18 protein-coding genes are annotated in these 19427 nt (G+C 67.8%); 8 read left to right on the top strand and 10 right to left on the bottom strand.

All coding sequences use genetic code 11. From position 1 onward, the window contains the following. Positions 1-83 precede the first annotated feature (83 nt). Both FB468_RS00185 and FB468_RS00180 read left to right on the top strand, forming a co-directional pair. Positions 84-743, top strand: a complete 660-nt coding sequence (locus tag FB468_RS00185; RefSeq protein ID WP_170219585.1) for a TetR/AcrR family transcriptional regulator — start codon at positions 84-86, stop codon at positions 741-743. A gap of 87 nt (positions 744-830) precedes the next feature. Continuing rightward, on the top strand, positions 831-1811 hold the full coding sequence (locus tag FB468_RS00180; protein ID WP_246055651.1) for an NAD(P)H-dependent flavin oxidoreductase: 981 nt from the start codon (positions 831-833) through the stop codon (positions 1809-1811). Positions 1812-1867: 56 nt separating this feature from the next. Here FB468_RS00180 and FB468_RS00175 read toward each other — a convergent pair whose 3' ends face one another. Genes FB468_RS00175 through FB468_RS00160 form a run of 4 tightly spaced genes read right to left on the bottom strand, consistent with a single transcriptional unit; the run spans position 1868 to position 7694 of the window. Then, a complete protein-coding gene (locus FB468_RS00175; protein ID WP_141885563.1) occupies positions 1868-3385 on the bottom strand; it encodes a carotenoid oxygenase family protein in 1518 nt (505 codons plus the stop codon). Positions 3386-3430: 45 nt separating this feature from the next. Next, entirely contained in the window at positions 3431-4660 is a 1230-nt protein-coding gene (locus tag FB468_RS00170) for an acetyl-CoA acetyltransferase (protein WP_141885562.1), read from the bottom strand. Between the two features lie 53 nt (positions 4661-4713). Next, positions 4714-5904: a thiolase family protein gene (locus FB468_RS00165; RefSeq protein ID WP_211359052.1), complete on the bottom strand. Its 1191-nt coding sequence runs from the start codon at positions 5902-5904 to the stop codon at positions 4714-4716. A 29-nt stretch (positions 5905-5933) separates the two neighbouring features. Continuing rightward, positions 5934-7694 (bottom strand): class I adenylate-forming enzyme family protein, encoded by a 1761-nt coding sequence (locus tag FB468_RS00160; RefSeq protein ID WP_141885560.1) that lies wholly within the window; start codon positions 7692-7694, stop codon positions 5934-5936. A gap of 188 nt (positions 7695-7882) precedes the next feature. On the opposite strand from FB468_RS00160, the gene FB468_RS00155 reads away from it, so the two are divergent. Continuing rightward, positions 7883-8848 (top strand): winged helix-turn-helix transcriptional regulator, encoded by a 966-nt coding sequence (locus tag FB468_RS00155; RefSeq protein WP_141885559.1) that lies wholly within the window; start codon positions 7883-7885, stop codon positions 8846-8848. A 28-nt stretch (positions 8849-8876) separates the two neighbouring features. On the opposite strand, the gene FB468_RS00150 is transcribed toward FB468_RS00155, so the two are convergent. Continuing rightward, on the bottom strand, positions 8877-10361 hold the full coding sequence (locus tag FB468_RS00150; protein WP_141885558.1) for an MDR family MFS transporter: 1485 nt from the start codon (positions 10359-10361) through the stop codon (positions 8877-8879). A 57-nt stretch (positions 10362-10418) separates the two neighbouring features. Next, positions 10419-10940, bottom strand: a complete 522-nt coding sequence (locus FB468_RS00145; protein ID WP_141885557.1) for a hypothetical protein — start codon at positions 10938-10940, stop codon at positions 10419-10421. Between the two features lie 31 nt (positions 10941-10971). Here FB468_RS00145 and FB468_RS00140 point away from each other — a divergent pair, with 31 nt between their 5' ends. Further along, positions 10972-11301, top strand: coding sequence for a GNAT family N-acetyltransferase (locus tag FB468_RS00140; RefSeq protein ID WP_141885556.1), 330 nt, complete (start codon positions 10972-10974; stop codon positions 11299-11301). Positions 11302-11310: 9 nt separating this feature from the next. Here FB468_RS00140 and FB468_RS00135 read toward each other — a convergent pair whose 3' ends face one another. The 4 genes from FB468_RS00135 to FB468_RS00120 form a co-directional block, all read right to left on the bottom strand. Then, the gene (locus tag FB468_RS00135; RefSeq protein WP_141885555.1) at positions 11311-11952 is read right to left on the bottom strand and encodes an asparagine synthase; all 642 of its coding nucleotides are present in this window, start codon (positions 11950-11952) and stop codon (positions 11311-11313) included. Positions 11953-12074: 122 nt separating this feature from the next. Beyond that, positions 12075-12752, bottom strand: a complete 678-nt coding sequence (locus tag FB468_RS00130; RefSeq protein WP_170219584.1) for a metal-dependent transcriptional regulator — start codon at positions 12750-12752, stop codon at positions 12075-12077. A gap of 17 nt (positions 12753-12769) precedes the next feature. Further along, the gene (pdxR, locus tag FB468_RS00125) at positions 12770-14323 is read right to left on the bottom strand and encodes a MocR-like pyridoxine biosynthesis transcription factor PdxR (protein WP_141885554.1); all 1554 of its coding nucleotides are present in this window, start codon (positions 14321-14323) and stop codon (positions 12770-12772) included. Positions 14324-14358: 35 nt separating this feature from the next. Beyond that, positions 14359-15429 (bottom strand): enoyl-CoA hydratase/isomerase family protein, encoded by a 1071-nt coding sequence (locus FB468_RS00120; protein ID WP_141885553.1) that lies wholly within the window; start codon positions 15427-15429, stop codon positions 14359-14361. A gap of 64 nt (positions 15430-15493) precedes the next feature. On the opposite strand from FB468_RS00120, the gene FB468_RS00115 reads away from it, so the two are divergent. From FB468_RS00115 to FB468_RS00100, 4 genes are all read left to right on the top strand, one after another. Further along, positions 15494-16330 carry a DUF3097 family protein gene (locus FB468_RS00115; protein WP_141885552.1) on the top strand — a complete coding sequence of 279 codons (837 nt, stop codon included), beginning with the start codon at positions 15494-15496 and terminating at the stop codon, positions 16328-16330. Between the two features lie 52 nt (positions 16331-16382). After that, positions 16383-17231 (top strand): arginase family protein, encoded by an 849-nt coding sequence (locus tag FB468_RS00110; RefSeq protein ID WP_141885551.1) that lies wholly within the window; start codon positions 16383-16385, stop codon positions 17229-17231. Next, positions 17228-17611, top strand: coding sequence for a Fe-S oxidoreductase (locus FB468_RS00105; RefSeq protein ID WP_141885550.1), 384 nt, complete (start codon positions 17228-17230; stop codon positions 17609-17611). Before FB468_RS00110 ends, FB468_RS00105 begins: the two co-directional genes overlap by 4 nt. 238 nt (positions 17612-17849) lie before the next feature. Further along, positions 17850-19379 (top strand): ABC transporter substrate-binding protein, encoded by a 1530-nt coding sequence (locus tag FB468_RS00100; RefSeq protein ID WP_141885549.1) that lies wholly within the window; start codon positions 17850-17852, stop codon positions 19377-19379. The last annotated feature ends 48 nt before the right edge of the window (positions 19380-19427 follow it).

Here is a 19427-nt window from a genome sequence, read left to right as displayed (position 1 = left end):
CCGTATCCTCGACAGAGACGCGGAGCAACTTTAATTTACGCAGATTCAATAATGTCTGCAACCCCGCGAGACAAGGATGCGCAATGACAACGGCTCCCGAGGCACATCGACCCGCCGGTCGGCCCCGCAAAGCGGTGCTCTCCCGCGAGCGCATTCTCGAGGCGGCGTTTGAGCTCGCCGACACCAAGGGCGGCGATTTCACGCTCGCCGCGCTCGCGCGAAACCTTGAGGTGCGCCCCTCCGCGCTGCACCACTATTTCTCAGGCAAAGACGAGCTCATCGCCGGCATGCGCGGCCAGCTCACCCGCCGGGTGGGCGACCACGGCTTCGAGACGCGCCCCTGGCATGTCGCGATCGCCGCGTGGGCGCGCGCCTACCGGGCAACCTTCGGCGCACACCCCGGCATCATTGCCGCGCTCGCAACCATGCCGGTGGACGATGAGCCCGAGTCGATCATTGACTACGAGCGCATCGCTTCGGCGATGCGCCGCGACGGCTACCCCGAGAGGCGGATCGTGCCCGCCATCGTCGCGATCGAATCGTTCGTCATCGGCTCGGCACTCGACTCGCTCGCGCCCGAGGACAATCTGCGCCCCGTCAACAACCCCGAGCTCGCCCCGCACCTGACGAGCGCAGAGGAGCGCGCACGCGCACACGCCGCCGAGCTGCGCACAACCGTGACAATGGAGACCTTTGAGTTTGGGCTCGCGGCCCTCATCGCCGGGCTCGTGGCCGCGGCGTAAGCGCCACTCGCGATGTCAGTCGCTACCAGAAGAGGTCGGGGGATAAGATAACTCTGTGAACTGAAGTAATAAGCGCAAGGAGGCGCATTGTTCGACAGAAAGATCTTTGAGCGGGACGTTCTCGGGGGCCTTGCAGCCCCCATCGTTGCCGCTCCCATGTTTCTCATTTCTGGCCCAGACCTGGTGGTCGCCGCGTGCCGCGCGGGGGCCATCGGAGCGTTTCCGGCACCAAACTGCCGAACGCCCGAACAGCTCGACGAGTGGCTCACCGAGATCGCGGCACGCCTAGCAGACGCGCGACGACGGGGCGAGTCCCCCGCACCGTGGGCGCTCAACCTCATCACGCACAGCAGCAACGAGCGGCTCGCAGACGACCTCACCCTAGTCGCGAAACACCAGCCGCCGATTGTGATCACAGCTCTCGGCTCCCCCGCACCCGTCATCGCCGAAGTGCACGCCTACGGCGGCATCGTCATCGCCGACGTCGTCAGCATTGCCCTCGCGCGCAAGGCGGTGGCAGCCGGCGCCGACGGGCTGGCCTGCGTCAGCGCGGGCGCTGGGGGCCACACCGGGCACCTCTCGCCATTTGCGTTCGTCTCAGGCGTGCGCGAGTTCTTCGACGGACTCGTGGTGGTTGGCGGTGGCGTCAGCGACGGCTGGGGTGTTGCCGGCGCGGTCGCGGCGGGTGCAGACCTCGTCTATGTTGGCACGAGATTCCTCGCAACCGATGAGAGCATGGCCCCTGACGACTACAAGGCAATGGTTGTCGCGCACGGCGCCGACGACCTGGTCGTGAGCGCGGCCATCACGGGAGCAAACGCGTCGTGGCTGCGGCCAAGCCTTGAGGCGAACGGCATCGACGTCGCGACCCACGAGCAGGCTGGCGCACCGAACTACAACTCGGCGGGAAATGTTCAGGGTCGTTGGCGCGACATCTGGGCCGCCGGTCAGGGCATCGAGAATATCGACTCGGTGAGGCCCACCGCGGCAGTCGTCGCTTCGATGAGCGCGGAGTACGTCGCCGCCTCGGCCCGGTTCGCGGCGGTGGCAGGGCGCCTCGCAGGCTGACGCAAGTGTGGGCCCCTCCCGAGGGAAGGGCCCACACTTGCGTTAGGCCTGAATATCTACAGCCCCACAGCGGAGGCGGCGTCATCATCCTGTCGCCAACGCCGCAGTTCCTCTCCCGCCGCCCACGTCGAGTGAGTGCCGCTAGAGACCCGCTCAGGGAGCTTGAGCTTGCAGACCGGCCCGTCACTCACCCGGGCCGCGTCGAAGACAACGCAGTACGAAGCGTCCGCGCCCATGTCGCTGATGATGGTGACGAGGTAGGCGTCATCCTCCGCGGTACCCCCGATCTTTGGGGCGACAGCCGTCTCACTCCCGAAGACCCCGTCGCCGAAGCTGTATTTCTCTTCACTGCCCGTCTTCAGGTCGTGACGCACCAGACCGTCAAAGAGGAACCAGCCGGGCTTTCCGGTCGCGGCGTAGGCGTAGCGGTAGTCGTCGGTCTGAAAGTCGCCGTTCATCATGCCAAATTCGGTAATCGTGTCGCTGAGCTGCTGCTCCCTCACCTTTCCCGTGACGAGGTTCAGCCGCCACCGGTGCAGACGCGCCTGCATCCGGTCGAGCGCGAGGAACCGGAACGCCCGCTCCCACTTCGTGCCCTGGCCGTTGTCTTTCGGCTCGGGGTCTCCCTGAAAGAAACCGTCGATGACAATCTCGTCGCCCTCCTCGTAAGCATTCACAAAGTGCAGCACGTACGTCGCCTCGGCCTCAAACCACCGAATATCGCTTGTCTGCCCGCGTCGCGGGATCACGCCGAACCGGCTCGGCATATCGCGATGGAAGCGGGCGGCGTGGTGCCCCTGCTTCAGTGCCTCTTCGTCCCAGAACAACGGGAAGTCGTTGAGGATCGCATAGTTCTCTGTGAAGGCCATGTCGTGCGGCAGGCGCGCCCCGGGAAGCGGCACGTCGACGTAGTGAACGAGGTCGTTCTGCTTGTCAACAACGCCGTAGTGCATGTACGGGGCTTCCTTGCTGTAGTTGAAAAACAGCATCTCCCCCGTGCGATCGTCGACCTTGGGGTGCGCCGAAACTCCCCATTTGAACGGGAATGCGCCGTTGAAGTCTTCTTTCCCGCGCGTCTCTGCCGAGTACGGGTCGAGGCGGTACATGTCGCCGCACTGGTAGAAGCTCGTCAGCGCCATGCCGCGGTGCACAACGACGTCGGTACTCGAGGCGTCTTTCATCCTGCCGCGCGCCCCCCAACCGTCTTCGCGCAGCGACAGCTTCGGGTTCTCTGCAAGACCCGCCCACAGCGCCTGCCCAGATTCCATCTCGGCAAGGTAGCCGTCGGTTCGAATCATCCGATTCCGGTAGAAGGCGGTGCCGTCGCGGAAGCCAACGACGTGGATCATGCCGTCGCCGTCGAACGGGTGGTAGTTCTTCAGGGACGGGTGAACGGGGTTCTCGGTGTTGCGCAAGTACACGCCGTCGAGGTCGTGCGGGATCTCGCCCTCGACGACCTCAAGGTCGTCCGCCTTCCACTCCGTCGTCTGGGGCCTCCAGGGACCGGTGCGGTACGGGTGGTCATCCTCCTCAGGCAGCGTCGAGAGCAGTCGCCCAACGATTTCAACGTCCATGGCCGTTCCTCATTTCTTGACAGTTGTGCAGGGTTGCTGGTGTGGTCACCGGTCAGACACTCCCTCGACGACGAATGACACCGTCGTCGTGGTTGAGCCGCCGAAGTTGAGTGTCGCGAAGCGCTTCGCCCCGTCGATCTGGGTGTCGCCCGCCATACCGGCAACCTGTTGAGACGCGTCGACCAGCATGCGAACGCCCGTCGCCCCAACGGGATGGCCGCCGCCGATCAGCCCGCCGCTCGGGTTGATCGGAAATCGGCCACCGAACTCGATCGTGCCGTCCTCGATGGCCCGCCACGATTCGCCGGGCGGCGTCAGCCCAATGTGGTCAATGGCGACGTACTCGCTCGCAGAGAAGCAGTCGTGCGTTTCAAGTCCACTCACGCTCGAAAGCTCCACACCGGCGCGCCCGAGCGCATCGTCAACCGCTCGTTTCAGGTGCGGAAACACGTAGGGGTCGCCCGAACTCCGGGCAAACTTCTGGCTCACGCCAAGCCCGGCGGTACTGTGGCCCCACCCCGCGATCCGCGCCACGGGTAGGGCTCCGGGGTGCGCTCGCAGGTAGGCATCGTTGACCAGCACAACGCCCGCACCACCGTCGGTCATCTGGCTGCAGTCGTAGCGCCTCAACCGCCCTTCCACTGGCGGGTTCACCTCGTCGTCGCCGCCGTTGGCGACCAGGTCAGGTACCTCCCAGCCGCGTGTCTGCGCCAGCGGGTTTCGCTTTGCATTGGCGAGGTTCTTCTGTGAGATCGCGCGCAGGTACGCGTCGTCGAGGCCGAACCGGCGATCGTACTCGTCAGCCACGGCGGCAAACATGTACGGCCACATAAACGTGGCCTCTTGGCCCTCGTGCCCGGCCCAGGCCGCTGTGCCCATGAACTGAGCACCCTTGCCTCCGGGAACGGTCTTCTCGAGCTCAACACCGACAACCAGCGCGACATCGTAATTACCCGCCCGCAGATCCGCCATCGCGGCGAGCGCCGCGACGCTTCCGGAGGCGCACGCCGCCTCATGGCGCGCCGCAGGAACGCCCCACAGCGAGCCCCGCGCGGTGGCGGGCATCGCGCCAAGCTGCGCCTGATCCGCGAACAGTTCACCGAAGGCGTTGCCGACGTGCAGCACCCCCACATCGGCGGGGCTGATCTTCGCGGCGGCGAGTACCCCGTCGACGACTTCGCCCGTCAAATCGGCGAACCCCTTGCCTTCACGCGTGAGGTTGCGGGCGAAGTCACTTTGGTACCCGCCAAGCACCCAGATGTTGTTTTCAGCCATGTGCGTCTCCTTCGGTCAGTGTGTGCGTGTGCTTCATTTCACAGAGCTTGCGGTCAGCTGAATGACTCGACGATCACGGCCGTGGCGAGCCCCAGGGCCGCCGGGATCACGAGGAGGCCGAACCCGCCGCCGCGCTCCGCGAGGCGGTCGAGCGCCGTCGCAAGCAAGATCCCTCCGCTCGCCCCGAGCGGGTGCCCAACCGCAACCGCCCCACCGCTTCCGTTCACCCGGGCCTCCCCGATCCCAAGCTGATGACTGAGCACTATCGGCGTGACCGCGAACGACTCATTGAACTCAGCGACCGCGATGTCTGCGGGTTCCAGCCCGGCTCGCGCCAGCGCCTTCCTCGCCGCTGCTTCCGCGGCCCACAGCCCCGGCGACCGCACTGCGGCGTGCGCCCACGACACCACGCGACCCCGCGACTGCCTGCCAATCCGGCGCCCGGCCTCCGACGTCCCGAGGACGACTGCCGAGGCGGCGTCGGCGAGTTGCGGCGCGGTCGCGACGGTGTGAAGCCCGGCCGTTGGCCGATCAACTCGCTCGCTCGCAAACCGACCGAGCGCTCGAGCCCACTGCGGATCCTGCCCGAACAGCGCGGGGAGCTCTGCAAGCGCGGGCCCGCTCATCCCGTGGCGCGCCCCCTCGTCGCGATCGAGCAGCAGGTCACCGCCGCGCGCGATGGGCACGACCGAGTCTGTAGCTGGCGCGGCGAGTGCGAGGCTGTGCGACCGGACCGCCCACTCGTCGAGCTCTGACCGCTCGATTCCAAACCGGGCGGCCATCAGGTCGGCGGCGACTCCGATCGTCACGAACCCGACCCTCTCCCCAAGCTCGTCCTCCCGGGCGAACGCCGGTTCGTCCGCGAACATGGGGGTTCGCGACATCGACTCGGCCCCGCCCGCGACCACGAGTTCACCACCACCGCTCGCAACCTGCGCGGCGGCGCTCGCAATCGCATCGAGCCCAGAACAGCACATCCTCGAGACGACTCCCCCACTCACCTCGTCGGGCCAGCCGGCGACGGCGATCGCGACCCGGGCAAGATCAGCGCCCTGCTCGCCCACGGGAGTGCTGACCCCGACGAGCACGTCGTCGACCTCGCGCTCGGGAATTCCCCGGCGCGAGAGCTCCGCAAGTAGGCCAGCGAACAGCTCGTAGGCCGGGACGGCGGCGAGCGTCCCGCCGTCACGCCGCACCCGACCGCGAGGGGTCCGGACCGCTTCGAAGATCAATGCTCCACGCACCGCGCTCTCCTTTCCAGGCAGGCTCACCATCAAACAGCCGCGAGCCGCAGCTCTCGCTTGAGCACTTTCCCCACGGGATTCCGCGGCAGCGCTTCGACGAGCGCCAGGCGCTCGGGCAGCTTGAACGACGCGATCTTCTGCGCGCGCAAGTACTCCACGAGCTGGTCGAGCGTGAGTTCAGCACCCGGCCGCAGCACCACAATCGCAGCAACACGCTCGCCGAGCATTTCGTCTGGGTCGCCGACCACGGCAACCTCAAACACCGCGGGGTGCTCGGTGATGAGCTGTTCGAGGGAGGCCGGCGCGATGTTCATTCCCCCGCGAATGATGAGGTCTTTCGCCCGGTCCACGTACCTGAGGAACTGGTTTCGCTCACCTGCGATCTCGAAAACGTCACCCGTCTTCAGGTAGCCCTCGTCGTCGAAGGGGTTCGCGAGTCGCTCCCCGTTGACGTAGCGCCCAAAGAGCTGCGGGCCGCTGATGTGCAACTCACCTGGCCTTCCCGGCTCTGTGATCACCTCGCCCGTCTCGAGGTCCACGAGTTTGTGGTGCACCCAGGTCGAGACCCGGGAGGCCCAACGCATGCCCTCCGCCCCGTAGCGCGGGAAGAAGTTCGCCCGCTCATCAGGGTCAGGGAAGTCCTCGCCGCTCGACAGGAGCGAGACCCCCTCGTTTGACCCGAAGAAGTTGATCACTCTCAGCCCGAACCGCTCTTGCCAGCCGCGCACCATGGCGGGCTGCAGCGGAGCCGAACCTGAGCCGATGCGGGTGAGGCTCGACAGGTCGACCTTCGCGAGCAGCTCTTCGTTATTGAGGAGCATCCACAGGAGCGCCGGTGGCAGAATCGTGCATGTCACCCGTTCACGCGCAACCTGGGCGAAGAACGTGGGGCCGTCGAAGGGGTGGTGTTGCACCAGCACGCACCCGGTTCGTAGCCACGGGAGGAGGAACCCGCACACCCCGGCCATGTTGATGAGCGGGAACGGGTTCAACAGCACGTCGTCAGCCCCAAGTTCTTGCAGCTCACCCGCACCGCCGTTCTCGCGTGACCCCGCAGCCTTGAGCGCATCAATCACAGCCCAGCTAAAGCTCAACCAGTCGTAGTGCGCTCGCATGACGCCCTTGGGTTGCCCTTCCGTCCCCGAGGTCCAGCAGATCGTTGCGCACTCGTTCGGGTCATTCGTTCGATCGGCACGCAGCGCTTCGATCGCCTCACGCTCGGCTTCGCTCGCGGCTCGCGGCGAGAGCCGCACGACACCACGAATCGGCTCCGTCGCGGCTCGTCCGATGCTCAACACGGTTCGAATGGACGGGACCTTGTCGCGCAGCCCGGCGACCTCGACCGCCATTCGCCTGTCCCCAAACCGGTCACCGCACACATACGCGTCGAAGGCCGCGTCGTTGGCGGAACTCGTCACCTCGAACTCGCGGTACTGCATGGCGAGCGGCGAGACAATGGCCCCGATTGTCCAGGCCGCGAGGTACACCTCGAGCTGCTCGATACTGTTGGGCAGCTGCATCCCGATCACGTCACCCTGCCCGATGCCGTGCTGCAGCATTTCGGACGCGAGCCAGGCAACCTCACTGCCGAGCTCGCCCCAGGTCAGCCTGCGCGGCTCCTCACCGTCGAGGTCTGGCCGGTTCAACGGGTCCACAACGGCGAGTGCGTCCGGGCGCTCGGCCACGCGCTGCCAGAAAAGGCCGTCGATTGTCTCGCTCGTCCACCATCCCTTCGATACAAAATGGTCTACTCGAGATTGCGGATGCAACCCGCCTGCGAGTGTGTTCATCGGTGGCCTCCTTGCCAGTCCGGAAGTGCTCGTACAGGAAACCCAGACGCCAGTGTCTGCGGCTTCGTGTCCGAGATTACTGCAGTTAGCAGAGTGACACAAGCCTGTGACCCACGTGCAAGGGCTCCGAGCCGCGGCGGCCCGCGATTACACCAGCAGAGCCCGGCGCTGACGGGTACGCTGGGGGCATGACCTCACCGGCTGACCCCACCGCGGCACAGCCCCGAGCGGCACAGGCTCGAGCGGCACAGCCCAACGGCCTCGGTGTCACATTCGGCCTCCTCGGTGATGAGTGGACGCTGCTGCTGCTCCGGGTGGCGCTCTCAGGCGGTAAACGGTACTCAGATTTTCGCGACCGACTGCCGATCTCTCACGCGGTGCTCAGCGGCAGGCTTGAGCGATTGGTGAGCGAGGGGCTGCTGGAGCGCCACGTCTATCAGGTGCGCCCCGAGCGCTCCGAGTACCTTCTCACGCCAAAAGGCTCGTCGATCTGGCCACTCCTCCTCGCAATCTGGACGTGGGAGCGGCGGTGGGTCACCTCGCACAGCTACGCCACTCCCCCGATCAGACACCTCACGTGCGGCAACGAGATGTCGCCCGAGTACTGCTGCAATGCGTGCGGCGGGGCGGCCCTGCCCGAGTCTGTCACGCTCTCGTGGGGCCCGGCCGGCGGGTGGGACAGGTCCACGCCAGGTGCGCACACGCGCCGCAGGGCAGCTCATTCAGGGCGAAGCGAGTCATCCGCGTTCTACCCTGACACAATGACGGTGTTTGGCAATCGCTGGTCTGCCGTCATCGTCGCGGCGGCGTTTGCCGGGGTCCGCAGGTTTCGCGACTTCGAGGCGTTTCTCAGCCCGCCCCCGATCGTGTTGAGCGAGCGCCTCACCGCGCTCTGCACCCGGGAGATTTTCGAGCAGGTGCAGCTCGTTGACCGGTCAGACTGGTCCGAGTACCGCCTAACCCGCAAGGGCAGCGACCTGTTCCCCGTCCTCGCAACCGTCGTCGATTGGTCAGAGCGCTGGCACAGCGAGCCGGAGGGGCCGGTGCTGCGCCGCACGCACACGACGTGCGGCGCAGAGTTTCGCGGCATGCTCGTGTGCGACCACTGCCACGCCGCCGTCCGCGGGCACGAGATCGACCTCTCGAACGCGTGACGGCGGCGCTCGCCAGCTAGATGTGCAGCTAGACAGACTGCTGTTCAGCCTCGGCCTCGCGCACGAAGAGCGCCACGATCGCGCCGAGCGATGCGATCACGCCTCCGATGATGAAGGCCACACGGGTTCCGTGGGCGAGCGCCTCGGCGTCGACCGCAACGGGGTCGCCACCGGCCCAGGAGACAGAGACGAGCGTCATCACGGTCACGAACAGCGCCGTGCCAGCCGCGCCCGAAACCTGTTGCACCGTTGAGAGCATCGCGCTGCCGTGCGAGGCAAGCTCGACGGGCAGCGAACCGAGCGACACCGAGAACAGCGGTGTGAAGACGCCAGCGAGCCCAACGCTCAACACGAGGTGCGTCGCGAGCACCTGCCAGACCGTCGTCGTATCGGGAAAGAGGCCCATGCTCAACAGCGCGAGCGCGGTCACGATCGTGCCGGGGATGAGCATCGGGCGCACCCCATGCGCGTCGATGATGCGCCCAACCACGGGCCCGAGCAGCCCCATGAGCAGGCCGCCGGGAAGGAGCAGCAGGCCGGTCTGGAGCGGCGTGAGGCCGAGGACGTTCTGTGCGTAGATCGGCACGAGGATGAGCGACCCGAACAGCGCCATCGAGGCGCACGCGATCAGGATCACCGAGAGCGCGTACGGGCGGCTCTTGAACGTGCGGAGGTCGAGCAGGGCGCGGTCGGTGCGCTGCAGCGACAGCTGGCGCCAGACGAAGAGCGCGAGTGCGGCAGCGCCAACCCCCGCAGGGATGAACGGCGGCACGAGCGCCTGGCCGTTTGCGGCGCTGCCGATCTCGCTGAGCCCGAGGACGAGCCCACCGAAGCCGAGCACGGAGAGCAGCACGGAAAGCACGTCGATCGAGGTCCGCTTCCGCACGCCAACGTTCGGCATCCGTACGCCGCCGAGCACGAGCGCCACGATCGCGATCGGGAGCACGAGCAGGAACAGCCAGCGCCAGCTCAGCACCTCAAGGATCATGCCAGACACGGTCGGCCCGAGCGCGGGCGCAACCGACATGACGATCGAGATCCTGCCCATGATGCGGCCGCGCTGCCCCGGCGGCACGAGCGTGACGACGGTCGTCATGAGCAGCGGCATCATGATCGCGGTGCCGCACGCCTGTACGATGCGGCCAACGAGCAGCATCGGCAGTCCCGGCGCGAGCGCCGCGACGAGCGTGCCGACGCTGAAGAGCGTCATTGCAGCGATGAACAGCGCCCGGGTCGGAACGCGCTGGATGAGCATGCCAGTGATCGGGATCACGACGCTCATCGTGAGCAGGAACGCCGTGGTGAGCCACTGCCCCTCGGACGCGGAGATTCCGAGGGTGTGCATGAGCTCGGGCAGCGCGACACCCATGATCGTCTCATTGAGGATCACGACGAACGCTGAACCGAGGAGCAGCCAGATCGCAAGTTGTTCGCGCGCGCCAAAGGCCCGCTGGGCGGGCTCGTTCGGCTCGTGGAATTCGTCGAAGTTTTGGGCGTCGTCTGAAGTTGGCATAGAAGGGATATTCTATGCCAACTTGACCCCCGCAGGGAGCCAAGAGTGACCAATGGGTTAACGGGCGCTAACTGGCCGGTCCGCGCAGGCGCTCCCAACGCCTTCCGGGAGCCCCAGCGCCGCACGGGTCGCGGCGGCGGCCGAACCGATAGCTTTCACACCCTCCCACGAGTAATCCACGAGATCGACCGCGGGGAGCTTCGCTGCGCGCGCGGCCTGCTCAGCGTCGGCGGCCAGGGTCTCGGCTACCTCCGCGACCCCGCCCTCGGCCTTCGCCGGCCACGCGACCGTCTCGTCGGAGAGGGTCTCGGATGCGGCCGTTGACGCCCGCTCAAGGTCGGCGAGGGCACCCCCAATCGCCGCGGTGTCGCCTGTATCGCCCCGCGAGAGCACGAGCCGCAGGCGGTCGACCTCAAGATCAACGCCCTCCCACGCAGCGTTCACGGGGCAGATCGCGTCAAGGTAGCGCGCGCCCGCCGCCGAAACCGTCAGTTCCTCAGGCTCTGGCTCGGGGGCGGTGCATCCCGTGAGCGCGACCACGACCACAACCGCCAGCGCTCCCACATATTTCGCTCTCACGCTTCGAGGATATCGGGGTTAGGCTACGTGAATGGCACGTTACCTCACAGAAGCGGATGCGGCCGAGGCCGGCATCACCATCGTCCACGAGCCCGAGGCGCAGCGCTTCGCGGTGTACCAGCAGACCGAGACCGGCTCACAGGTCGTCGGCGAAGCCCACTACTCGTTTCCGCGCGAGAGCGTCGTCGACTTCGACCACACGCTGGTCGACGGGTCGCTCCGCGGCACGGGCCTCTCGGGTCTGCTCGCGCGCCGAGCGCTCACCTCCGACATCGCGGCCGCGAACCGCGTGCAGGCCTCGTGCTGGTTCATCGAGGGCTACATCGCGAAGCACCCCGAACTGCTCAGCCAGGCCGAGTAACCGGGCGGGCTACTTCGAGCCCTTAAGCCTGATCCGATCCTTCAAACTCGGCTTCGGGGTCTGCTGCTTGATGAGCGACGTGAGATCCTTTTCGATCAGCTGCTGAATGCGATCGTCACGGTTGTTTCGGTAGTCCTCGTCGTGGCCGCCGCTGTAGTACGGGTGGCTTGCGCGCTCCTTCAACGAGTCGCCGATCTCGGCCCACGCAAGCCCGCGGGCGCGCTCGACGGTCGAGCCGAGGTACTCCTCGTCTTCCGTGCGCGCGCGCAGCTCGGCGGCGACCTGCTCGTACACCTCTTGCCGGTGCTTCAGCGTGCGGCTGTCGCTGTTGCCGTACTCGGTCTCGCTCCACGCGCTCCGACCGGTGTCTTTAATCTCGCCGCGCACTCGCGCGATGTGGCGCGCGTCGCGCTCGCGCTCAGCGGCGAGCTCGTTCAGTGCGTTGCGCACCATCTCGAGGATTTGCGCTTCGTCGTAGTCGGCGTGCTCCTTGAGCGCGTTCATGATGATCGCGTTCTTCACGGTCATCCGAACGGCGACGTCGGCGACGAGCAGCCCCTGCTCAACGATCTCCTCGACGGGAGCGAGCACGCGCTTCGGGAGACGGCGCGGCGGCTGAGCTTGCCGCTTACGCTTCGAAAACCAGCCCAACTTCGCCTCCTCTCAAGACACCCTCACCATTATCTCGTATTGCGGAGCGCGAGGAAGCATCTCTCACCGAACGGTGATGCGTGCGCGCTGCGTCATTGCAGTGTTGCCGGTTCACGGTGGCCTCAGGCGAGCGGCGAGGCCCAGACGGAGTTCGATGCCGCCTTGCCGAGCAGCACCTGCTGCCCGGTCCCGGCGACGGCAACGGCTGTGGTCTCGGAGTAGGGCTCGCCCTCGAGTATCTCGAGTTCGGCGTCGACGATGATGCCGCGCGATGCGAAGTACTGCAGCATCTCGGGGTCAGCGTCAGAGATGCGCTCGACGCGCACCTTGCACGGCGCCTCAATATCGGTGAGCAGCTGCGCCACGGGCTTGTGCACGAGACCGTCAGCGCTCGGGATCGGGTCGCCGTGGGGGTCGCGCGTTGGGTAGTCGAGCACGCGATCGATCCGGTTCACGAGCTCATCAGACACCGCGTGCTCGAGCCTGTCTGCCTCGTCGTGCACCTCGTCCCACGAGTAGTCGAGCACGCGCACGAGGAACGTCTCCAGCAGCCGGTGCCTGCGGGTCATCACGACGGCGAGCTCGCGCCCCTCGTCGGTCAGCGTCACGGTGCCGTAGCGCTGGTGGTCGATCAGCCCCGAATCCGCGAGCTTGCGCAGCGCGTCCGAGACCGTTGACAGCCGCACCCCGGCAGACTCAGCGATCGCCGAATTCGTGATCGGGGTATCCGACCACTCTTCAAGGCTCCAGATCACCTTGAGATAGTTCTGCATACTCGCAGTGATGTTCTCAACACTCACCTTGCAAGCGTACCCCGTCACCCGCGCGGAGCAGGAGATTCGCGCAGCACGGCGGCGAGCGCGCCCAGCCCCGCTTCAAAGGCAGTGTCGTCTGAACCGCCGAGCCCGATGACCAGCCCAGACATGCCCGCTCCGCTCCGCTGCCAGTACCCGCCGAGCGGCTCGGCGCCCAGCCCCGCCACTCGGGTGCGCTCAACAACATCGACCTCGCGGCGCCGGAGCGCGACCGCGTCGGGGCCGATGAACTCGATGACCGCGTGGAGGCCACCGTCCATCGGCCGAACTCTGACCCCGCGCGCGCCGGCGAGCCGGTCCGACACCAGATCGCGGCGCTCGGCATAGCGGCGGAGCAGCCTCGCGGTGTGCCGCCTCAGCTCGCCCGTCGCGAGGTAGTGCGCGAGCGCGAACTGCACGACCGACGAGACCGGCCCGCCGAGTTCCCTGCGCACCGGCTCGATCATCGATCGGATCCCTTCGGGCGCAAGCAGGTACCCGGCCGACAAGGAGGGTGCGACCGTGCGTGAGAACGTGCCGAGCAGCACGACCGAGCCGTGGACGTCATCGTCGAGGGCTGCGAGCGTCGGCAGCGGGCTCCCGGTGAATCGGAGCTCGGAGTCGAAGTCGTCCTCGACGATGACGACGCCGCCGCGCCGCGCCCAGGCGAGCAGTTCTCGGCGCCGCACGAGCGGCAGCGACCCGCCGAGTGGGTACTGGTGGCTCGGCGTCACGATGACGAGGTCGAGCACGCCCTCGGGCAGCCGCGACGTGTCGAGCCCCTCACCGTCGGTGGGAAGGGCGACGATGCGGGCGCCGTGCCGGGCGGCCACGCCGCGCAGCGACGGCAGGCCCGGGTCCTCGACGCCGACGACGAGGCCGCGGCCACGCGTCGTGCCGAGGGAGGTGAGCAGCAGCCCGAGCCCCTCACGGGTACCCGCCGTCACGATCACATCGGCCGCCGAACGCGCGGTCGCGCGCATGCGCCGCAGGTGGTCTGCAACCTCCTCGCGCAGGCGCGGGTCGCCCAGCGCGGGCGCGACGAGGTGGGCGCGCGAGGCGGCCTCCCGCCAGGCAGCGCGCCACGCGGGGCTGTTGATCGCGCTCGGGATCGGCTCCCCCGGGGCGAGCGGAGCTCTGCCGCGCGGGGCGCCACTATCCGCACCAGCCGCGGGACCCCGACCTGCGGCAGGATCCCTCGCAGGATCCCGCACGGGGCGTATCTCGCGCCGTCTGGCTCCCGGGCCGTCGTCAGCCGCGCGCTCCAAGCGCTGCGGCGGCGCCGTGTCGAGTTCGGGGTTCACCGCGGTGCCTCGCCCGTGCACGGCGACGAGGTACCCCTCCGCGATGAGCTGTTCGTACGCCGCAACGACGACGCCGCGGGCGACGCCGAGTCTGCGGGCGAGTTCGCGCGTCGCGGGGACGGGCTCGGCGGGCCTGAGCGTACCGACGTCAATCGCCTCGCGGAGCGCTGCCGCGAGTTGCACGGGCAGGGGCGCTTCGAGTTCCCTGTCGAGTTCGACAGGGAACTCGCGTGGAGCACCCCGAGTGCCCCCCGCCGCGCCTGATCCAGTCATGCTGTAAGCGTAGCGTCGCGCGAATGACCCCCGGGCTACAGCCCCAGGCCGGTCTCGCCCGCGGCGTGCGGCGCAAGGATCTCAGCGATTTCCCCCGCGTCAAGCTCTTCGACGCGCTTCGGCTGCCACTTAGGGTTCCGGTCTTTGTCGACGAGCTGCGCTCGCACGCCCTCCGCGAAGTTCGGCAGCACCGCGAGCCTCGGCACGATCCTGTAGTCGTCCTCGAGCACGCCGCGCACGTCAAGCCCCTCGGCGCGCGTGCGCGCGATCTGCGAGACGGTCACCACGAGCGACACCGGGCACATCCCGCGCACAATCTCGGCGGCCTGACGGGCGTCCGGAACATCGCTCGTTTCAAGGCCATTGAGGAGTGCGGCGGTCGCGCCGACGGGGTCGGTGACAGCGTCGACGCGGGTGAGCGCGGCGTCGGCGATCGGGTCGAACCACTCGCGCACCGCGTTCAGCGGTGCCTCGGGCACCGGCACAGCAAACCTGGCGACGGTCTCCGCCGGGTCGCCGCCTGCGGCAAGCGCCTCGCGGAGCTCGTCGATGCGCGCGCTGTCGATGAGCGTGTCAGCGAAGCCGAGCGCGATCGCGTCAGCAGGGCCCATCTCACTCGCGGTGATCGCGAGGTATTCGCCGAGCCGGCCCGGGGCGTTCGCGAGGAGGTAGTGACCGCCCACGTCGGGCATGATGCCGATGCGCGCCTCGGGCATTGCCAGGCGGCTGCGCTCGGTGACGATCCGGAACGCGGCGTGCCCGCCGAGCCCGATCCCGCCACCCATCGCGATGCCGTCCATGATCGCGACGACGGGAACGTCGGAGGCGTGGACGCGGTAGTCGACGCGATACTCGGCACCGAACAGTGCCCGCGGGTCACCCCCGAAGGCGATCTGCTTGATGTCGCCGCCGCCGCAGAACCCTCGCTCGCCGGCACCGTCGAGCACAATCGCGCTCGACCCGGAAGCCGCGTCAAGCGCCGCGTCGAGGCCAGCGAACATCTCGGTGTTGAGCGCGTTGATCGCGCGCGGTCGGTTGAGTGTCACCCGCGTGATCGCGCCTTCGCGTGCAGCAAGGATGAGCGGTTCGGAAACGTCAGCGTTCATATCGCCACGGTAGCAGCCCCACCGGCGCGGCGCATGGGCGCCGCTGTTCGCTAGGCTCGAGACCGTGTTCGACAACCGCTACGACAACGACCCGATCGCCCAGATGAAGCCGCGCCGCGGCCCTGTCGAGCGCGCCGAGGTGGAGCTCATCAAGGGCCTCGTCGTCGAGCACAGCCTCACCGAGTTCTGTGGCGCCGTCGTTGACGCCCGCGATGGCGTGCTGAAGCTTGAAGACTTTGACGGCGCCGTGCGCGGCTTTCCGCTCTCAGACGCCTTCCTCGTCGACGGCAAGCCCGTGAAGTTCGTGCCGCCCAAGCGCGCCAAGGTGCGGCAGCGCACCGCCTCCGGCTCGTTTGCGGCGCCGCTCGAGCGGGCGCGCGTCGCGATGCCGAGCCGCATCTTCGTCGAGGGCAAGCACGACGCCGAGCTCGTCGAGCAGGTCTGGGGTGACGACCTTCGCATCGAGGGCATCGTCGTCGAACTCCTTGACGGCGCGGATCACCTTGAGCGGGTGCTCGCCGAGTTCAAGCCGGGCCCGGGTCGCCGCGCCGGCGTGCTGCTTGACCACCTCGTCACCGGTTCGAAAGAGACGCGGATCGCGGAGGCGATCGAGCGCGGCCCGCACGGCGGCCACGTGCGCATCGTCGGCCACCCGTACATTGACATTTGGGAGGCCGTGAAGCCGGCTCGGCTCGGGCTCACCGAGTGGCCGAAGATTCCGCGCGGCATCGACTGGAAGACGGGCATCTGCCGCGCGCTCGGGTGGCCGTCGGACGACCTCGCCGACACCGCGGAGGCGTGGCAGCGCATTCGCGGCCGGGTGCGAAACTTCCGTGACCTCGAGCCGCAGCTCGTCGGCCGGGTCGAGGAGCTCATCGACTTTGTCTCTGTCGGGCACTGACTCAGCTACGTCGGCGTAGGCTGAGTGGATCACGAGACAGAGGGTGGGTGCGATGGCTGAGCCGACCAGAGCGAAGTATCTGTTGATGCCCGAGTGGCAGGGCTCGGCGTCCTCGCGCGCGATGCTCATCACCGACGGGGCCGCTCACCTCCGAGAGGATCTCCCGCCCACGGCCCGTTTCGACGTGCCCGTGCCGCAGCAGGCTGGCGATTCGCTCGGCACACCCGTCGCGCGCCTGAGCTCGGTCGTCGCGGCGCGCGACGCCGCACGCGAGATCCTTCACGGCACTGAGGAGCCCGCAATCACGCTCGGCGGGGACTGTGCGTCGACGCTCGCGGGCCTCGACCGCGCGGTCGAGCGCGACCCGAGCGTCGCCGTGCTCTGGTTCGATGCGCACCCCGATTTGCAGCATCCGAGCACGTCGCCCTCTGGCGCGGCCTCTGGCATGGCGCTGCGCCACGCCCTCGGGCAGGGCATCGGCGACCTCAACGGCGCGCACCCGGTAGAGCCGGCGCGAGTGTTGCTCATCGGGGCCCGCGAGGTCGATCCCGAGGAGGCGCAGGCGATTGACGAGCTCGGGTTGCGAGCTATTCCGGCGTCGACCGAGAGCCCCGCGGAGGCGATTGCCGGTTGGCTCGCTGAAGTGGGAGCGACGAGTGTCTACGTGCACATCGATCTCGACGTGCTCGACCCCGCCGAGTTCGCTGCGGTGCACTCCCCCGTGCCGTTCGGCCTTTCGGTTTCCGACCTCGCGGGCGCCGTGCGGGCCGCCATCGCTCAGGCCCCGCTCGCCGGCGCGGCGATCTGCGAGTTCGCCCCGGCGTCCGCCGAGATCGCGGCAGACGACTCACCGACGGTGCTCCGACTGCTCGCGGCCCTCGTCTCAGGGGGCACCAGGTGACGGCCCCGGCACGCGAGACCCCCGCACGACCCCAGCGCAACCTGCCGCTCGCGTGGTTCGGCTACGCCTACGCCACGGTAGTGGGCTTCATCTGGGGCAGCATCTGGTCGACCGGCGCGGTCGAACGCGTCGACGGGCTGTGGGTGTTTCGCGGCATGCCCCGGTGGACCTTCGGCCGCGGCGGCAGCTGCGTTGGCTCGTGCTACCTCACCGACGAAAACGTGAGCCCCGCGATCCTCAGACACGAGCAAGTGCACCGGCGCCAGTGGCGGCGCTACGGCCTCGCAATGCCGCTCCTCTACTTCCTGGCCGGCCGCAACCCCCTCACCAATAGGTTCGAGGTCGAGGCCGGGCTGCGCGACGGCGGCTACGTGCGCTAGCGCCCACCCCGGCACGGAACCGACCACGCGGTTCGTAACAACCCTGCAACAAGGTCGACTTCTCGGCGTCACTTCGAGTTTGCTCAGCGTAGTCTCGATCCTCGACACCCGCGCAGCGAGGCGCAGGCGTTCAGCGCACGGCTTTCCAGCGCTGATCCCGCCTGCGTGCGCCATGCGTCAACGCAGGCTCCGAAACTGACCCATCTGCCCCGTCGCAGATCGACCCCGAGGAGTCACCGTGAGTGAGTCGAACCCGCAGCCGACGTACACGAAGCGCAAGCGCTCGAAGACCCCCATTGTCATCGGCGTCATCATCATTGTCGGCCTCATCGCCGCCGTCGCCGCCTACTTCGCCCTCACCCGCCCCACGGAGGGCGGCGACGCGAAGAAGGAGATCGCGGTTGGGCTCGTGCTCGAGCCCACAAGCCTCGACATTCGTAACGACGCCGGCGTCGCGACGGGCCAGGTGCTCATCGATAACGTCTACCAGGGCCTCGTCGGCATTGAGCCCGGCAGCATCGCCGACATCGTTCCCGTCCTCGCAACGAAGATGCCCGAGGTGAGCGCCGACGGCCTCGAGTACACGTTCACCCTGCGTTCGGGCGTGACGTTCCACTCGGGCGCGGAGCTCACGGCAGACGACGTCGTTGCGTCGCTGAGCGGCGCGCTGACGGCGGACGCCGTCGGGTTCGACGCGAAGGTTGAGCAGATTGACGCTGACACCGTGAAGGTCGTGCTCGGTGAGCCAAACTCGCGCCTCCTGTGGGAGCTCGCTGGCTCGGCGGGTGTCATCCTTGAGGGCGGCTCCACCGACGGGCTGCAGAACTCGGCCAACGGCACCGGCCCCTTCGAGTTCACGCGGTGGAAGCAGGGCGACAGCATCACGCTCGACAGGTTCGCCGACTACTGGGGCGAGCCCGCGATCGTTGACCGCGCAACCTTCCGCTTCTTCCCCGAGGGCCGTGCGGCCGTGAACGCGCTGAAGGACGGCGACATCGACGTCCACACTGCCCTGCTCTCGCCGCTGCGCGCGGAGTTCGAGGGCAACGCGAACTTCGAGATGGTCCGCGCAGACAGCGCTGACGTCTTCACGCTCGCCTACAACAGCGCCCGCGCACCCTTCGATGACCCCCGCGTGCGCAAGGCGCTGAGCATGGCGATCAACGGTGAGGCCCTCGTCGCATCGCAGAACGGCGACGCCGTGCAGCTTGGAAGCCCGATCACCGAGGGCGAGCCCGGCTACGTCGACCTCACCGACGTGAACGCTTACGACCCCGAGGCCGCCCGCGCGCTGCTCGCCGAGGCCGGCCAGTCGAACCTCAGCCTCACCATCACCTCGCCAAACTTCTACGACACCGCGGCGCTCGACATGGTCACCAGCCAGCTCGCGGAGATCGGGGTCTCGGCGAAGGTCAAGCCCGTCGAGTTCCCGACCTGGTTGAACGACGTCTACTCGAACCACGACTTCGACCTCAGCTACGTCGACCACGCGGAAGCGCGCGACCTCGGCAACTACGCCAACCCCGGGTACTACTTCGGGTACGACAACCCCGAGGTGCAGCGCCTGTACGCGGAGTCGATCGCAAGCACCGACGCCGGTGCCGAGGCGAAGCTACTCGAGGACGCCGCCCGCATCATCGCGGAGGATGCCCCCGCAAAGTGGCTGTTCAACTACACGCCGACCAACGTCATCAGCACGAAGGTCAGCGGCTTCCCGAGCGTGAACACCAACGCTCGCGTGAGCCTCGCCGGCGTCTCGATCGACTAGCCGGTCACACCGTCCACCCGGGCTCGGGGACCGCCGCGCAGGCGCTCC

This window comes from Leucobacter komagatae (assembly GCF_006716085.1).
GTDB classification, from domain to species: Bacteria; Actinomycetota; Actinomycetes; order Actinomycetales; family Microbacteriaceae; genus Leucobacter; species Leucobacter komagatae.
This window is presented reverse-complemented; position numbering and strand designations above follow the sequence as displayed.

What these genes read in the sequence shown, in the direction of transcription:
- FB468_RS00185 (WP_170219585.1), top strand. Translation starts at nt 84, where the DNA reads ATGACAACGGCTCCCGAGGCACATCGACCCGCCGGTCGGCCCCGCAAA.
- FB468_RS00175 (WP_141885563.1), bottom strand. Translation starts at nt 3,385, where the DNA reads ATGGACGTTGAAATCGTTGGGCGACTGCTCTCGACGCTGCCTGAGGAG.
- FB468_RS00170 (WP_141885562.1), bottom strand. Translation starts at nt 4,660, where the DNA reads ATGGCTGAAAACAACATCTGGGTGCTTGGCGGGTACCAAAGTGACTTC.
- FB468_RS00160 (WP_141885560.1), bottom strand. Translation starts at nt 7,694, where the DNA reads ATGAACACACTCGCAGGCGGGTTGCATCCGCAATCTCGAGTAGACCAT.
- FB468_RS00155 (WP_141885559.1), top strand. Translation starts at nt 7,883, where the DNA reads ATGACCTCACCGGCTGACCCCACCGCGGCACAGCCCCGAGCGGCACAG.
- FB468_RS00150 (WP_141885558.1), bottom strand. Translation starts at nt 10,361, where the DNA reads ATGCCAACTTCAGACGACGCCCAAAACTTCGACGAATTCCACGAGCCG.
- FB468_RS00140 (WP_141885556.1), top strand. Translation starts at nt 10,972, where the DNA reads ATGGCACGTTACCTCACAGAAGCGGATGCGGCCGAGGCCGGCATCACC.
- pdxR (WP_141885554.1), bottom strand. Translation starts at nt 14,323, where the DNA reads ATGACTGGATCAGGCGCGGCGGGGGGCACTCGGGGTGCTCCACGCGAG.
- FB468_RS00120 (WP_141885553.1), bottom strand. Translation starts at nt 15,429, where the DNA reads ATGAACGCTGACGTTTCCGAACCGCTCATCCTTGCTGCACGCGAAGGC.
- FB468_RS00110 (WP_141885551.1), top strand. Translation starts at nt 16,383, where the DNA reads ATGGCTGAGCCGACCAGAGCGAAGTATCTGTTGATGCCCGAGTGGCAG.